This is a genomic window from Kribbella sp. NPDC043289 (assembly GCF_056436705.1).
In genome coordinates, this window is the sequence record NZ_JBWKCB010000001.1 from 1,380,528 (window position 1) to 1,395,189 (window position 14,662).

15 protein-coding genes are annotated in these 14,662 nt (G+C 68.6%); 8 read left to right on the forward strand and 7 right to left on the reverse strand.

Translation table 11 applies throughout. The annotated features are described in order from the left end of the window. Positions 1–19: 19 nt before the first annotated feature. The 3 genes from AC0662_RS06485 to AC0662_RS06495 are packed head-to-tail and all read right to left on the reverse strand — an operon-like array spanning position 20 to position 3,515. The gene (locus AC0662_RS06485) at positions 20–1,327 is read right to left on the reverse strand and encodes an ABC transporter substrate-binding protein (RefSeq protein WP_478298975.1); all 1,308 of its coding nucleotides are present in this window, start codon (positions 1,325–1,327) and stop codon (positions 20–22) included. Positions 1,328–1,335: 8 nt separating this feature from the next. Continuing rightward, positions 1,336–2,478 carry a mandelate racemase/muconate lactonizing enzyme family protein gene (locus AC0662_RS06490; protein ID WP_452204389.1) on the reverse strand — a complete coding sequence of 381 codons (1,143 nt, stop codon included), beginning with the start codon at positions 2,476–2,478 and terminating at the stop codon, positions 1,336–1,338. A gap of 11 nt (positions 2,479–2,489) precedes the next feature. Beyond that, positions 2,490–3,515 carry a hydroxyacid dehydrogenase gene (locus AC0662_RS06495; protein ID WP_478298977.1) on the reverse strand — a complete coding sequence of 342 codons (1,026 nt, stop codon included), beginning with the start codon at positions 3,513–3,515 and terminating at the stop codon, positions 2,490–2,492. A gap of 106 nt (positions 3,516–3,621) precedes the next feature. Between AC0662_RS06495 and AC0662_RS06500 the strand changes: the two genes are divergently transcribed. The 3 genes from AC0662_RS06500 (at position 3,622) to AC0662_RS06510 (ending at position 6,451) form a co-directional block, all read left to right on the forward strand. Beyond that, complete coding sequence (locus tag AC0662_RS06500; protein WP_452204391.1) at positions 3,622–4,518, forward strand: LysR family transcriptional regulator; 897 nt, start codon at positions 3,622–3,624, stop codon at positions 4,516–4,518. 29 nt (positions 4,519–4,547) lie between these two features. Next, positions 4,548–5,489, forward strand: coding sequence for an SDR family NAD(P)-dependent oxidoreductase (locus tag AC0662_RS06505; protein ID WP_478298979.1), 942 nt, complete (start codon positions 4,548–4,550; stop codon positions 5,487–5,489). A 128-nt stretch (positions 5,490–5,617) separates the two neighbouring features. Continuing rightward, complete coding sequence (locus AC0662_RS06510) at positions 5,618–6,451, forward strand: putative protein N(5)-glutamine methyltransferase (protein ID WP_478298981.1); 834 nt, start codon at positions 5,618–5,620, stop codon at positions 6,449–6,451. Here AC0662_RS06510 and AC0662_RS06515 read toward each other — a convergent pair. Further along, complete coding sequence (locus AC0662_RS06515) at positions 6,408–8,384, reverse strand: GTP-binding protein (protein WP_478298983.1); 1,977 nt, start codon at positions 8,382–8,384, stop codon at positions 6,408–6,410. The genes AC0662_RS06510 and AC0662_RS06515 overlap by 44 nt on opposite strands. Positions 8,385–8,392: 8 nt before the next feature. On the opposite strand from AC0662_RS06515, the gene AC0662_RS06520 reads away from it, so the two are divergent. Beyond that, on the forward strand, positions 8,393–9,316 hold the full coding sequence (locus AC0662_RS06520) for a phosphotransferase family protein (RefSeq protein WP_452204396.1): 924 nt from the start codon (positions 8,393–8,395) through the stop codon (positions 9,314–9,316). Here AC0662_RS06520 and pyrH read toward each other — a convergent pair. Next, positions 9,309–10,016, reverse strand: coding sequence for a UMP kinase (gene pyrH, locus AC0662_RS06525; protein ID WP_478298985.1), 708 nt, complete (start codon positions 10,014–10,016; stop codon positions 9,309–9,311). The two genes, AC0662_RS06520 and pyrH, sit on opposite strands and share 8 nt — an antisense overlap. Before the next feature lie 136 nt (positions 10,017–10,152). Between pyrH and AC0662_RS06530 the strand changes: the two genes are divergently transcribed. The 4 genes from AC0662_RS06530 to AC0662_RS06545 all read left to right on the forward strand — a co-directional run bounded on the left by AC0662_RS06530 (position 10,153) and on the right by AC0662_RS06545 (position 12,943). Then, positions 10,153–10,911 carry a DinB family protein gene (locus AC0662_RS06530; RefSeq protein ID WP_478298987.1) on the forward strand — a complete coding sequence of 253 codons (759 nt, stop codon included), beginning with the start codon at positions 10,153–10,155 and terminating at the stop codon, positions 10,909–10,911. 21 nt (positions 10,912–10,932) lie between these two features. After that, the gene (locus tag AC0662_RS06535; RefSeq protein ID WP_478298989.1) at positions 10,933–11,529 is read left to right on the forward strand and encodes a VOC family protein; all 597 of its coding nucleotides are present in this window, start codon (positions 10,933–10,935) and stop codon (positions 11,527–11,529) included. Between the two features lie 229 nt (positions 11,530–11,758). Continuing rightward, positions 11,759–12,712 (forward strand): small ribosomal subunit Rsm22 family protein, encoded by a 954-nt coding sequence (locus AC0662_RS06540; protein WP_452204402.1) that lies wholly within the window; start codon positions 11,759–11,761, stop codon positions 12,710–12,712. 66 nt (positions 12,713–12,778) lie between these two features. Continuing rightward, the gene (locus tag AC0662_RS06545; protein ID WP_452204403.1) at positions 12,779–12,943 is read left to right on the forward strand and encodes a hypothetical protein; all 165 of its coding nucleotides are present in this window, start codon (positions 12,779–12,781) and stop codon (positions 12,941–12,943) included. A 19-nt stretch (positions 12,944–12,962) separates the two neighbouring features. Here the strand turns inward: AC0662_RS06545 and AC0662_RS06550 are convergent, their stop codons facing one another. Together AC0662_RS06550 and AC0662_RS06555 are read right to left on the reverse strand one after the other, a co-directional pair. After that, positions 12,963–13,724, reverse strand: a complete 762-nt coding sequence (locus AC0662_RS06550; RefSeq protein WP_452204404.1) for an SDR family NAD(P)-dependent oxidoreductase — start codon at positions 13,722–13,724, stop codon at positions 12,963–12,965. 86 nt (positions 13,725–13,810) lie between these two features. Then, positions 13,811–14,662: an AraC family transcriptional regulator gene (locus AC0662_RS06555; RefSeq protein WP_452204405.1), complete on the reverse strand. Its 852-nt coding sequence runs from the start codon at positions 14,660–14,662 to the stop codon at positions 13,811–13,813.

Here is a 14,662-nt window from a genome sequence, read left to right on the forward strand (position 1 = left end):
GTCGACGGCCATGATCTGATCACCCCTTCCTGGCAGAGGCTTGGCGGATGGTGTCCTTGTGCTGCCGCATCAGTACGTCGAGACGCGGGGTGAGCCCGTCGATCGCGTCGGCGACCGAGACCTGGCCGAGGAACGTCCGCGGCAGATCCTGACCGAGCAGCTGCTTGACCTGGTTCCAGTTGGTGGTGACGTCGAACGCGTGCCCGCCGGCGAGCTTGCCGGCCAGGATCTGCTGGACGATGCCGAGGTTGTCGGGCGGCGGCTGGAACGCGCTCCCGGCACTGAGCCGGGCCGGGTTGTTGCGGCCGGCCTTCGCGTAGATGTCGAGCGCTCCGGTACTGGTCAGCGCCTTGAGCAGCTTCCACGCGAGCTCGAGCTGCGCACCATCGCGGACCCCCGAGGGAATCGCGAAGCTGGAGCCCGAGACCCGCGGCGTGCTGCCGGCTGCTCCGGCCGGGAACGGGATGATGTCCCAGTCGAACTTCGCCTTCCGCGCGTTCACGACCTGCCAGGGCCCGTTCTGCATGAACGCGACGTTGCCCTGCATGAAGTTGGACAGCGAGCTCTCGGTGACCAGGTTCTTGATCGGTGGCGTGACCTTGTCCTTCACGAACAGGTCGATGACGAACTGCAGCGCCTGCATCGCCTCGGGCTCACCGAGGATGCTGCGGCTGGCGTCCTCGCTCATCACGTTGCCGCCGGCGCAGTAGATCCACGACACCAGGTCGTCGATCGCGGGTGCGCAGGTGAAGCCGTACTGACCGGGCTTGGTGAGCTGCTTGGCGAGATCGCGGAACGTCGCCCACGACATCGGTTCGGTCTTCGACGGCAGTGGGATGCCCTGCTGCTTCAGCAGGTCCTTGTTGTAGTACATGACGGTCGGCGCGACGTCGAAGCCGATCGCGTACGTCTTGCCGTTGAAGCTCGAGATCCGGCGGCTGGTGTCGTAGAAGTCGTCGAGCTGGAAGTCGGGGTCCGCGGCGATCAGGTCGTCGAGCGGGCGGTGCGCGCCGCGAGCGGCGTACGTCGGGATCAGGGTGCCGTTGAGTGCAGTGACCAGGCCCGCAGTACCGCTGACGAGCTGGAGGTCGAGTTTGGTCGGGTAGCCGTTCGACGGGGTCAGGGTGGCGACGGACTTCAGCGCGAGCTGTTGTTCGACGTACTTGCCGAAGTCTTCCCAGACCTTCTTCTCGGCGGCGCTGCTCGACCACATGGACCAGGTGGCGGTGCCGGACGGTGGACCGGAGGAACAGCCGGCCGCGGCGAGCCCCAGGCCGGCCAGGCCGGTCAACTCGAGGAAGCGGCGGCGGGGCAGGGTGGTGCGCATGGTTCTCCTCACCGGTAGAGCAGGTCGATCGACTCGGCGCGGATCCGCTCCTCGTCGACCTCGACGCCCAATCCAGGGGCGGTGGGGACCGTCGCGACGGCCTTGGTGATGCTCAGCCCCTCCACGTACAGATCGGTCAGCAGCTCCGGCCCGTTGAGCTCTGCGGGCAGGGCGAGCTCGAGCTGACTGAACACGTGCAGCGCGGCGGCGAACGCGACTCCGCAGTCGGTGAGGCCGCTGGCGAGGATCTCGAGACCGCCGGCGAGCGCGGTCTGGGCGGTTTTCAGGGCGTTGCGGAGGCCTCCGGACTTGCAGACCTTGACCACCACCAGGTCGGCGGCGTTCAGGCGGATCGCCCGGGCCAGGTCCTGCGCGGAGAAGCTGCCCTCGTCGATCGCGATCGGGAGGTCGATCAGCTCGCGCAGCCGCTGCATGGCGAGCGTGTCGGTGCTCGGCACCGGTTGCTCGACGCAATGGATGGTGCGGAGGTGCGCCGTACGGTCCCGGAGCTGTTTGAGCGCCGCCGGACGGTACGACTGGTTGGCGTCGAGCCAGAGCGGTTTACCGCCGGCGACTTCGGCGACCGTCTCGATCGCCGCGGTGTCGGCGTCCAGATCGCCCCCGATCTTGACCTTGTACGCCGCATAGTCCGACGACTGCTGCGCGTGCTCTCGGACCGCGTCCGGGTCCCCGACCCCGATGGCCGAGCAGAGCGGGATCTCGTCGTACACCTTGCCGCCGAGCAGGGCGTGCACCGGGACGCCGGCGAGCTTGCCGGCCGCGTCGTGCATCGCCACGTCGACCGCGGCCCGGGCGAACGGGAAGCCGTTCGAGACCGCCGGGCTGAGTCGCTTGGCGGCGCGCTGGTGGAACAACTCGACGTCGAACGGTGTCAGTTCGAGCAGGATCGGCGCGAGGTGCCGGCGGATGACGACGGCCATCGTCTCGGCGGTCTCGTAGCTCCAGCTCGGCAGCGCGCGCTGTTCGCCCCACCCGACGACGCCGTCCTCGGTCGTGAGCTTGACGAAGATCACCGCGCCGGCCTGATCGGGCGCCGCGTCGGGGGCACCGACGGCGCCGCTGCCCAGCACGAACCGGCGGGCGAACGGGACGGCGACCGGGAAGACCTCGACTTGTGTAATGCGGGACATCGGCGGTCCTTTCAGGCGGCGATCGACCAGACGGCCGGGTCGACGAAGCTCGGTCCGCGGGTCCCGTCCTCGAGCCAGCTCAGCGCGTCTTTCAGGACGTAACCGGCCAGCGCGAGGTGGCCCTCGGCGGTGTCGCCCGCGACGTGCGGGGTGAGCAGGAGGTTCGGGCACGCCAGGGTTGTCGCGTCGAAGGTCGGCGGCTCGGGGTCGTAGACGTCGAGGGCGGCGTAGATCCGGCCGTCGAGTGCGTGGTCGAGGAGCGCCGGCTGGTCGATCGCGAGGCCGCGGGACGAGTTCACCACCACCGCGCCGTCGGGCAGGTTCGCGATCAGTTCGCGGGTGATCATGCCCTTGGTCTCCGGAACGTTCGGGACATGGATGCTCAGGAACGGCCCGCCGGCCGCGTCCTCCAAAGTCGTCGTCCGAACGCCGAGCTCCGCGGCCCGCTCGTCCGACAGATACGGGTCGTACACCGCGATGTCGCAACCGAACGGCTTGAGCAGCGTGATCAGCGCGCGGGCGGTGCTGCTGGCGCCGATGATGCCGACCTTCGCGCCCGCCAACTCATGACCGCGGTACTCCGTCTGCTTCCACCCGCCGGCGCGGACGGCACCGTCGAACCGGGGCAGTCGCCGAGCCAGCGTGAGCATCGAGGCGAGGCAGTACTCGCCGACCGACCACGCGATCCGCGGACCGGCCGAGAAGACGCCGACGCCCTGGTCGAGGATCACCGGGTCGATCAGGTTCTTGACCGTGCCCGCGGCGTGCGCGACGACCTTCGGCCCGTTCCCGTCCGACCACAGTTCCTTGCCGAGGTGCGGCGTACCCCAGCTGGTGAGCAGGACGTCGGCGCCCGCGGCCAGGACCGGTACGGCGGCCGGGTCGAGGGCCGGCGGTTTCGCCAGGGAACCGGGGCCCGCGGCGTGGTCGGCGGTTGCCCACACGACGTCGAAGCGGTCCTCGAGCAGTCGGCGGGTGTCCGCGTCGACCACGTCGGCGGCGCGTTCGGGGGAGAAGAGTGCGGCGAGTTTCGGCACCGGGTGGGCTCCTTAGCGTTCGGACGTGGTTTGACGGTAGGCGCTTTCCGTTATGCAGGTCCAAGCCCCTTTTCGTATCGACCGATGCTGTGGTGGTATTGCCGGCATGGACCTGTCGCTGCAGCAACTGCGTGGATTCGTCGCCGTCGCCGAGGAGCTGCACTACGGCCGCGCGGCGCAGCGCCTGAATCTGACCCAGCCGCCGCTGACCCGGCAGATCCAGGGCCTCGAACGAACGCTCGACGTCCGGCTGTTCGACCGCACCGGCCGCGGCGTCCGGCTGACCGCGGCCGGCGGGGTATTCCTCGAGCACGCCCGCCGCGTGCTCGCGCTGCTCGAGGTCGCGCCGGAGGCGACCCGCCGCGCCGCCGACGGAACCACCGGGACCCTGCGGCTCGCCTTCACCGCGATCGGCGCGTACGCCGTCCTCGCGGACTTCCTCACGATGGTCGGGAAACGGACGCCCGGCGTGACCGCCGAGCTGACCGAGTTGGTGAGTCCGGCGCAGTTCGAGGCGCTGGCGAACCTGGAGATCGACATCGGCCTGGTGCGGCCGCCGATCCCGTCGCAGTTCGAGTCGTTGCTCGTGCACTCGGAGGACCTCGTACTCGCCGTACCCGCCGCGCATCCGTTGGCGTCCGGCGACGGGCCGGTGTCGCTGGTCGACGCCACCAACGACTACATCGGGTACAGCCCCGAGGGATCGCAGTACCTGCACGACATCTGTGCGGCGATGATCGGGATGGACCGGTACGCCGTGAGCCAGTTGGCTTCGCAGGTGCCGACGATGCTCGCGCTGGTGCGTGCCGGCCTGGGGTGCGCGTTGATCCCGCGCTCGATCATGGCGATGCAGGTCGAGGGCGTCCGGTACCGCGAGCTGGACGCGGCCGACGCCCATTCGGTGACGCTGCACGCGTGCTGGAGCCCGGACAACCCGAACCCGGCGCTGCAGCGGCTGGCGGACTCGCTGCGCAAGAACCCGCACCTCGGGGACTTGACCTAGAGCGAGCTCTAATTCGTACGCTCGGAGACATGAGTGCACAACACAAGATCGGCTCGGGATTCGGGCACGACAGCACCGCGGACGACGTCCTCGCCGGGATCGACCTGACCGGCAAGCTGGCGATCGTCACCGGCGGGTACTCCGGTCTCGGGCTGGAGACCACCAAGGCGCTGGCGAAGGCCGGCGCGCACGTCGTCGTACCCGCGCGGCGGCCCGAGGTCGCGCGGGAGGCGCTGGGCGACATCGCCGAGGTGGACGAGCTGGATCTGGGGGATCTGGACAGCGTTCGCGCATTCGCGGACAGGTTCCTCGCGTCGGGGCGGTCGATCGACATCATGATCGACAACGCGGCGATCATGGCGTCGCCGGAGACGCGGGTCGGCCCAGGGTGGGAGGCGCAGTTCGCGACGAACCACCTGGGGCACTTCGCGCTGGTCAATCGGCTGTGGCCGGCGATCGTGGCGGACGGCGGCGCGCGGGTGGTGTCGGTCTCGTCGACGGGGCACCGGCGGTCGGACATCCGGTGGGACGACTTGGAGTTCCGGCAGGGGTACGAGAAGTGGGCGGCGTACGGGCAGGCGAAGACCGCGAACGTCCTGTTCGCCGTCCAGCTCGATGCCCTGGGCAAGGATTCCGGGGTACGGGCGTTCGCGCTGCATCCGGGTGGGATCCTCACGCCGTTGCAGCGGCACCTGACCCACGAGGAGATGGTCGGCTACGGGTGGATCGACGAGGACGGAACTCCGCACGTCGCGTTCAAGAGCCCGGAGCAGGGTGCGGCGACCTCGGTGTGGGCCGCGACCTCGCCTGCTCTGGACGGCCTCGGTGGCGTGTTCTGCGAGGACTGTGAGATCGCGGAGGTGTCGACGGACGATGCGCCGGGCGTGCGTCCGTACGCGATCGACCCGGCGTCGGCGGCCCGGTTGTGGACGGTCTCGGCGGAGCTCACCGGGGTGAACGCGTTCGGGTAAGCTGACGCTTGTCAGGACGTACCGCGGACCGAAGGAGGTGGGACCGATCTCGCAGGCAGGTCAATTGCTCCCGCCTCGAGTGATCAGCGTCGGCTGATCGCGGGAGCCTCGTAGTTCGAAGGGGTTCGGTGTCTGTTTCTCCTGTTCCAGCTGTTGAGTTCGGCGTGCTCGTCGAACGGTTGCGTGCGTCCGGGTGCGTGTTCGCCGAGGACGAGGCCGAGTTGATCGTCGGCACCGCCCGAGACGCGGCCGAGGTCGCGGCCATGGTCGACCAGCGGGTCGCCGGGTCGCCGTTGGAGTACGTCGTCGGGTGGGCGTCGTTCCGCGGGTTGCGGATTGCCGTCGACCCGGGGGTGTTCATTCCGCGACGGCGTACCGAGTTCCTCGTGTCCGAGGCGGTGGAGGTGACCGCTGAGGGCGCTGTTGTTGTGGATTTGGGGTGTGGGTCGGGCGCGCTGGGGGCCGCAGTAGCGGCTGAGCGCGATGTGTCGTTGTACGCCGCCGACATCGAGCCGGCCGCGGTGCGGTGTGCCCGGCGGAACCTCCTGCCGTGGGGAGGGACCGTGTATGAGGGCGATCTGTTCGCGGCGTTGCCGGAGCGGTTGCGGGGCGCGGTCGACGTACTGCTGGCGAATGTTCCTTACGTGCCGACAGACGAGATCCGGTTGTTGCCGCCTGAGGCACGGTTGTACGAGCCGCACGTGACGTTGGATGGCGGGCCGGACGGTCTCGCGACGTTGCGGCGGGTGGTGGCCGGTGCCGTGGAGTGGCTGGCGCCGGGTGGTCATCTGTTCGTGGAGATGAGTGAGCGTCAGGCGCCGATCGCGCGGGCGGTGATGACGGAGTACGGGCTGGACGCCGAGATCGTCACGGACGACGACCTCGGCGCCAACGTCGTGCACGGAATTAGACACGGCATCAGACCCGGCGCTGGACGTGCAGCAGGTACTCGCGGCGATTGAGCGGGTCGTGGTCGGTGCGCGGGCGGTTCGGGATCGATCCGGTCACCGGGTGGTAGCGCTCGAACGCCGACTCCAGCACACCCTCACCGCGGGTGAGGGCCGGAAGTTGTTGCTCGAGTTCGTGAACGGCGGCCGCGGGGATTTCTCCTTCCAGGGTTGAGGTTTCCGCGGCCAGCGCCGGGACCTGCGGAATCGCCCGGAGCTTCGTGAGAGCCGACAGTACGGCGCGGGTCGTGTCGGTCGGGATCTCCAGCCGGAACCGGTGCATCGGCTCGTGCACCGACGTACCGGCCTCTTGGAGCGCCGTCATCAGGACCAGCGGGGTGAGGTTGCGGAAGTCGCCGGCGGTGCTGGACATGCTCTTGTCGAAGACGGCGTGCGCGTGACTCTGCCGGGCGGAGTACCCCGAGTGCGTCATGAAGACTCGGGCGTCGGGGATCTGCCAGCCGTGCAGACCCTCGTGCAGCGTCTCGCGGACGGTCTCCTCGACGGCCTTGATGAACGCGTACGGCATCGAGCCGAGTTCGACTTCCAGTTCGAAGCTGACACCGGCGTTGATCGGCGCCGGCTCGACCCGGAGGCCGACGGTGGCGAGGAACGGGTTCGCGTCCTTCTTGTTGAACTCGACCGCCGCGCCGGTGCCGACGATCCGCTCGATGTGGATCGTGGTCGTCTCACGGAAGTCGACCGCGATCCCGAACTCGGTCGCCAGCGTGGTCTCGATGACCTCCTTCTGCACCTCGCCGTACAGCGAGACGTAGGTTTCCTGCCGGAGGTCGTCCTGGCGCAGGTTGATCAGCGGGTCCTGCTCGGCGAGCTGCGTGAGCGCGACGCGGAGGTTGCCTTTGTCCGACAGCTTCCGCGCGGACACCACCGTCTCCAACGTCGGCGGCGCGAAGGCGGCGGGTTGGGAAAGAAGTGGGCGCTCGGTGGCATTTATGTTCCCCACCACATCACCGATCTTGATGGTGGCGAGGCCCCAGACCTTGGCGATCTGACCGGCCTGTACGGCGTGTGCGGAGGTGGGTCCGCCGTCGTCGAACACCTGTAGCGCGGTGACCTTCGCCTCGCTCGTGCCGAAACCGACTCGGTCGCGAACGGCGAGGGTGCCGGCGAACATCCGCACGTACGCGATCTTCTCGCCGGCCGGTCCGCGTTCGACCTTGAAGACGGCACCTTCGGTCGGTCCGTCGGTGATGCGGGCGCGGGGGAGGAGGTCCCGGATGCCGTCGGCGAGCGCCTCGGTGCCGGCGCCGGTGATGGCGGATCCGAGGTACACCGGGTGGACGATCGCCTCGTGCGTCTGCGCGACGAGTGTCTTGTCGAGGGACAGCGGCTCGTTGTCGACGTACTGCTGGAGGAGGTTGTCGTCGTTCCTGGTGAGCGTGTCGAGGAGGGTGTCCTCCTGGACGATCGGCTTGAACGTCGCCTCGGGCGTGCCGAGGTGCGTCGCCTCGCCCATCGGAACGATTGCCGGGGTGAGTTTGGTGGCGAGTTGCCGCAGTACGCCGTCGTACTGCGCGCCTCGGCGGTCGATCTTGTTGACGAAGATGAGAGTGGGGATCCGCAGACGTTGCAGGGTCCGCATCAGGACGCGGGTCTGCGCCTGGACGCCCTCGACCGCGGACACCACCAGGACCGCGCCGTCGAGCACGCCCAGCGCGCGCTCCACCTCGGCGATGAAATCCGGGTGTCCCGGGGTGTCGATCAGGTTGACGATGACCGGGTTCGTACCGCGCAGCGCGAACGACGCGACCGCCGACTTGATCGTGATCCCACGCTGCCGCTCCAGCGCCAGCGAGTCGGTCTGGGTGTTCCCGTCGTCGACGCTCCCGACCTCGTCGATGACGCCGGCGGCGTACAGCAGCCGCTCGGTCAGGCTGGTCTTCCCGGCGTCAACATGCGCCAAGATCCCAAGGTTCAGTAATTCCACGAAGCTTCATGTCCTTCGAACAGGTGCCATTGGTTTCCGCAAGAGACATGAAGCGAGCTCGCATGACGGACAACCTTTCTCAACACCTACTCGGACACCCCGAGTACACCAATTACGGCGTAACCCCCACAAACTATTTAGCCGACGTCTACACCTTCCGTAAGCTGCCCCCGATGCTGAACCCCATCGCTCTGGCTGAGTCGTACGTCGGTCCGATCACCCACGTCGAGCCGGTCAACGGTTTCGTGGGGAACCAGAACTTCCGCCTCCACGGCCCCGGCGGCACCTACTACCTGAAGTCCGGCCCCACAGCTGCCGAGGAGGCGCGCGTCTGCGAGCTCGTGCGCGGGGTTGGTGTTCCCGCGCCGGAGGTGGTCGGCGTCGGACCGGAGTACCTGATCACGCGCGAACTCGCGGGGCGCCCGCTCACCGGACCGCACCTGAGCACGGTTCTTCGGCAAGCCGGCGAGTGTGTCAGGCGCTCGCACGCTCTCGTGGACTCGTCGGTTTCTTGGGGAGCGGAGTTGTCGCGGACGCTGGAACAGCTCGACGTGCTGCCGACGGAACTCGCCTCCCGCGTGCGGGAGGTCATGCCTCGGTTCATCGACGGTGTGAGCGGCGTGACGCCGGTCCTGCTGCATGGCGATCTGCACCCACGGCATCTGTACGCCGACGGCTCTGATCTGACCGGGATTCTCGACTGGGGAGACGCTCGGTACGGCGATCCGCTGTTCGACCTGGCACGCGTCTCGATGGCGGGCCCCGAAGCAACAACCGCCTTCAGGGACGGGTACGGCGCGATCGACGCACCCGGCACGACCCTCGCGAAGTACCGCGTGCTGTGGTCGTTGATGGCGTTACAGGCAGAGCACCGTGCCGGTGGGGACTGGTTTCAGGCGCATCTTGACGTGATCGGGCGCGAGCTCAGGTGATGGTGGTGCCGAGTTTGGTGCCGTTGACGATGGAGGCGGCGGCGCCGGGGCGGTCGATGTCGAAGACGTGCAGGGGGAGGTGGTGGTCGCGGGCGAGAATGAACGCGGACTGGTCCATCACGCCGAGGCCGCGGTCGATGACCTCGTCGTACGACAGGTGGTCGAAGCGCTGTGCGTCGGGGTGCCGGTTCGGGTCGGCGTCGTACACGCCGTCGGTGCCGTTCTTCGCCACCAGCAGCGCGTCCGCGTCGAGCTCGACCGCGCGCTGCACCGACGGGTAGTCGGTCGTCGTGAACGGCTGCCCGTTGCCGCAGGCAAGGAGGATGATCGCGCCCTTCTCGAGGTGCCGCAGCGCGCGCAACCGGACGTACGGCTCCGCGAGGTTGTTGATCGGGATCGCGGTCATCAGCCGCACCCCGTGCGCCCCGAGCGCCGCCAGCCGGCCGCGCAGCAGCACCGCGTTGATGACGGTGCCGAGCATCCCGATGTTGTCCGCCTCGACCCGGTCGATACCCCAGTCCGCCGCGCGGTTTCCACGGAACACGTTCCCACCGCCGACCACGACCGCGACCTGTACGCCGGTGGCGCGCAGCGCGATGACCTCGGTCGCGAGATGGGTGAGGCGATCACCGTCGAAACCGAAGTCGTTCGGCCCGGCGATCGCCTGGCCGGAGAGCTTGAGGACGAGCCTGCGGTACATGCCGCTCCGTTCGGTGGGTAGGCGGACGGCACGCGCGCACGTGACCGTCCGAGGGCGGCGTACCGACTGCAGATGTATCACGGCGCAGGACCGCGCGCGGTTCTCAGCCGGACGAGGGTCTGCGACGCTGAACCGCGTGACCGAGTTCAAGGACCAGAACCTGGCCGGTGCGGTGTTCCACGACGTCGACCTCACCGGCGCCCACTTCGAGAACGTGAACCTGACCGGCGCGACGATCCGCGGCGCGCTGCTGTACGACGTGTCGCTCGACGGTGACATCCGGAACCTGACGGTGTGGGGAATCGACGTCGTACCGCTGATCGACGCCGAGCTCAACCGCCGGTACCCGGGCCGCGAACGGATGCGCCCGACGGACGCCGACGGCTATCGCGAAGCGTGGGACCTGCTCGAGCAGATGTGGGGCGAGACCGTGACGAAGGCCCGTCGGCTGCCGCCCGAACTGCTGCACGAGTCGGTCGACGGCGAGTGGTCGTTCATCGAGACGCTGCGGCACCTGATCTTCGCGACGGACGCCTGGGTACGCCGGGCAGTCCTCGGTGAGCCCGAGCCGTGGGACCCGTTGGACCTGCCGCACGACGAGATGCACGACACCCCGCCCGTACCGCGGGACCACGCCGCGCGCCCGTCCCTCGACGAAGTCCTCGCTCTGCGGGCCGATCGGATAGCAACGGTACGGGCGTTCTTCGCGCACCTCACCGACGAGCGCCTGACCGAGCAGACGACGCCGACGCCGGGTTCCGGTTACCCGCCGTCGGACAGCTATGTCGTCAGCGATTGTCTCGGCGCGATCCTGAGCGAGGAGTTCGAGCACCGCCGGTTCGCCGAGCGCGATCTCGCGACCCTGGAAGCGAGAACTGTCGGTGGCGGATCGTAGTGTCTGGTCAAGGAGGTACACATGGTGACGGATGCGGGGTTGCCCGACTGGCGCAAGCTGCAGCAGGCGCTGCACGCGAGGTACCTGATCGACTCGTACGCCGATGGCGCGCGCTTCGTGGCGGCTGTGGGTGACGCGTTCGCGGCCGGTGCGGTCGTGCCCGAGTTACGGCTCGGTCCGACGTACGTCGATGCGGTCAGCAAGGACGAGGCGGTGGCGCGGCAAGTCAGCGCGATCGCGGTCGAGCACGGGCTGATCGCGCAGCCGGGAGCTGTGGCGCAACTGGAGATCGCTCTGGACACCCCCGACCGTTCGGCGATCGGTCCGTTCTGGGCGGCGGTCCTCACGGGCAGCACCGACTCGTTCCGGGGCAACGATGTCTGCGACCCGACCGGTCGCGTCGCCAATCTCTGGTTCCAGGGCACCGACCCGCACGAGACACCACGTCAGCGCTTCCACCTCGACCTCTGGCTGCCGCCCGAGGTCGTCCCGTCGCGGATCAAGGCCGCGATCGCCGCGGGTGGGACCGTCGCGTACGACGACGAGGCGCCGGCGTTCATCGTCCTCGCGGACCCGGAGGGCAACAAGGTGTGCCTCTGTACGTCGGAGGGCCGGTAAAAGCAGCAGCCAGGAGAGGACAGCTCTGTTACGGTCGTGCTGACCCGAGGAGGTGTGTGATGGCGTGCAAGGTTATCCGGTTCCGCGCCAATCCCTCCTCGGCTGCTGCCTGCTGACAGGCTGACAGCTTCTTCTTCCGGACCGGTTGGTGCGTCGCGGCGTCTGGCCGCGGATCACGTGCGCCCTGATGCAGGCGCGCACTCCGTGCCGACCGAACCGGAGTTTCCTCATGTCCTCCGTGGACACCCAACTGCACGCTGCCCTCGCACGGGCGCTCAGCGGCGTACCGCAGCACGAGTTGCGCCGCCGCGTCACCGCACTCTCACAGCGCTACCGCACCGAGCAGATCGACGACACCACGCCGGGTATCAGCGACCCGCTTGATGCCCTCGCGTACGCCGTCACTCGCATGCCCGCCACGGTTCGGGCTCTGCACGGGGCGCTCGCGGAAGCCGGGCGGCGGGTGGACGCGTCGTTCGCCACGCACCTGGATCTCGGCGGAGGCACCGGCGCGGCTGCCTGGGCCGTCGCCGCGCTCTGGCCGACCGTCAGAACAGAGATCATCGAACGCCAACCCGCCGCCATCCACCTCGGCCAACAACTAGCCACCAACGGCGCTGGTGGGTGGCGTTGGACGGCGGCCGACCTCCGCGACTGGATGCCGCGCGAACCGGTGGACCTGATCACTATCGCCTACGTCCTCAACGAGCTCACCGAGAACGCGCGCCGCGACCTGATCCACACCGCCGCGCGCGCCGCCACCACGATCGTTCTCGTCGAGCCAGGAACCCCGTGCGGCCACCGCCGTACCCTCGAAGCCCGAGACCTGCTGCTCAACCAGGGTTTCCGGATCGCGGCGCCTTGCCCGCACGCAGGTCCGTGCCCGGTCGACTGGTGCCACTTCGCCGTCCGGCTCCCGCGCACCGAACTTCATCGCATGCTGAAGGACGGCACCCGCAACTTCGAGGACGAGAAGTTCACCTACCTGGTCGCGACCCGCCACCCGGCCCGGCCGGCGCCGGCCCGCGTGATCCGCAGACCCGGCCACCCGAAGAACCGGATCATGCTCGACCTCTGCACGTCGGCCGGTACGCCGGAACAGGCGGTGATCCCGAAGTCGGACGGCACCTACCGAGCGGCCCGCCGTACCACCTGGGGCGACGCCTGGCCGGAAGAATCGTGAAGTTCGTCCGCGCCACGATGTCGAGAACCCCGCAGCGTCTCCGTCCCATGGGCACGAGTCGGCACAATGGGCCGCCGTACCGCCGCCATGGCGTACCTCCATGAGCGGAACGGTGATCTCGCGACCGCTGCACAGCTGTACGCCGAAGCGGCCCAGGCGGCGCCCAACCTCCCCGAACGCGACCACCTCACCCGGCAGGCCGCCCGGCTCAACGCACAACTCCGCAACTAAGCGCTCACGCCGCGAGTCGTCAGAGTTCGTAGCCGCCGGAGGCCTCGAGCGTCTGGGCTGTGATCCATCCGGCTTCGGGGGAGCCGAGGAAGGCGATCACCGTGCCGAGGTCGTCGGGTTCGCCGATGCGGCCCAGGGCGGTGCGGTTGGCGATGGGCGGGATCAGCTCGGGGTGCTGAGCGAACGCGTCGTCGCCGAGGCGGGTCCGGGTCACGCCGGGTGCGACCGCGTTGACCCGGATCCCGCGAGCGCTGAGTTCCTTGGCGAGATAGCGGGTGAGGACGATCTGCGCACCCTTCACGCTGGCGTAGACGGAGTACCCCGGGGTCGGGCGAGCGGTCGGGAGGGCGGAGGTGCTGGTGGTGTAGACGATCGAGCCGTTGTCGGCGAGGAGGGGGAGGAGGGTCTGGGTGAGGAAGTACGGGCCTTTGACGTGGACGTCGACCATCTGATCGAACAGTTCCTCGGTGGTGTCCTCGAACATCACGGGCGGCTGCCCGACGCCGGCGTTGCTGACGAGGAAGTCGAACGAGGTGCGGCCCCACTTCTCGAGTACGCCGGTCAGCGCGGTACGGAACTCGCCGAAGGTGTCCGGGCGACTGACGTCGAGCGGCAGCGCGGCCGCCGTACCGCCGTCCTTCTCGATCCGCTCCACGGTCTCGAGGCCGCGTTCACGGCTGCCGCGGTAGGTGACGACGACGGCGGTGCCGCGTTTGGCGAGCTCGAACGCGGCGCTCTGGCCGATGCCGGAACTTCCGCCGGTGATCACAGCGATTTGCATGATCGTGCACAACTCCTACTGGATGGGTAATCGGTACTACTCCAGTAGACGTGTGGACGTTGACGAGGTGGTAGATCAATCCTCGCTCAGACTTGCACGATCCTGCCGTGATCGCGGCTCGGTGGGATTCCGAACTCACGCCGGTACTCGCGGCTGAACTGGGACGGGCTGTCGTAACCCACGGCGTACCCGGCGCTCGTCACGTCCTCGCCGAGGCCGACGACACGCAGCCTGGCCTCGTGCAGCCGGATTTTCTTCTGGAACTGGATCGGGGTCAGTTCGGTGACCGTGCGGAAGTGCCGGTGGAAGGCCGACGTGCTCATGCCGGCCATCGCCGCGAGGTCCTCGACGCGGAACGGCTCGGTGTAGTGGTCGCGGATCCATCGGATCACCCGGGCGACGTGCGAGAGACTGCTGTCGGCGAGCCCGATCTCGCGTACGGCGGCACCTTGCGGGCTCCGGAGCAGCCGCCAGAGGATCTCTCGCTGGACCAGTGGCGCAAGGACGGCCGCATCGTCCGGAGTGTCGAGGAGTCGGAGCAGCCGCACCATCGCGTCGATCAGCTCGACGGACGCTCGACTCACGCTCAGTCCGCGCACCGGTCCACCGGGCTTCTCCGCCGAGTCGAGCAGCAGCGACGCGATCACCTCCGGCCGCAACTCCAGCCCGGCTCCCAGGCATGGGGCGCTCTTCGACGCCTCCACAAAGTGTCCTGTCACGGGGAGGTCCACCGAGACGACGAGGTAGTCGCCGGCGCCGTACTCGAAGACCTGCTCACCGAGCGCCAGGCGCTTCCGCCCCTGCGCCACCAACGCGAACGTCGGCGAAGCCAGCCCAGCCGTCGGCGGTGTCGGCGCATCCACCACCGACACCAACAGCCCGTCGATCGCTCCCTCACGCCCGTCAGCGCGGACGATCAGCTCCCGCAACTCGTCCAT

Bases quoted from the DNA above. Each gene is read 5' to 3' on its own strand.
- AC0662_RS06485 (WP_478298975.1), bottom strand. From the start codon at position 1,327: ATGCGCACCACCCTGCCCCGCCGCCGCTTCCTCGAGTTGACCGGCCTG.
- AC0662_RS06490 (WP_452204389.1), bottom strand. From the start codon at position 2,478: ATGTCCCGCATTACACAAGTCGAGGTCTTCCCGGTCGCCGTCCCGTTC.
- AC0662_RS06500 (WP_452204391.1), top strand. From the start codon at position 3,622: ATGGACCTGTCGCTGCAGCAACTGCGTGGATTCGTCGCCGTCGCCGAG.
- AC0662_RS06505 (WP_478298979.1), top strand. From the start codon at position 4,548: ATGAGTGCACAACACAAGATCGGCTCGGGATTCGGGCACGACAGCACC.
- AC0662_RS06520 (WP_452204396.1), top strand. From the start codon at position 8,393: ATGTCCTTCGAACAGGTGCCATTGGTTTCCGCAAGAGACATGAAGCGA.
- pyrH (WP_478298985.1), bottom strand. From the start codon at position 10,016: ATGTACCGCAGGCTCGTCCTCAAGCTCTCCGGCCAGGCGATCGCCGGG.
- AC0662_RS06535 (WP_478298989.1), top strand. From the start codon at position 10,933: ATGGTGACGGATGCGGGGTTGCCCGACTGGCGCAAGCTGCAGCAGGCG.
- AC0662_RS06540 (WP_452204402.1), top strand. From the start codon at position 11,759: ATGTCCTCCGTGGACACCCAACTGCACGCTGCCCTCGCACGGGCGCTC.
- AC0662_RS06545 (WP_452204403.1), top strand. From the start codon at position 12,779: ATGGGCCGCCGTACCGCCGCCATGGCGTACCTCCATGAGCGGAACGGT.
- AC0662_RS06550 (WP_452204404.1), bottom strand. From the start codon at position 13,724: ATGCAAATCGCTGTGATCACCGGCGGAAGTTCCGGCATCGGCCAGAGC.
- AC0662_RS06555 (WP_452204405.1), bottom strand. From the start codon at position 14,662: ATGGACGAGTTGCGGGAGCTGATCGTCCGCGCTGACGGGCGTGAGGGA.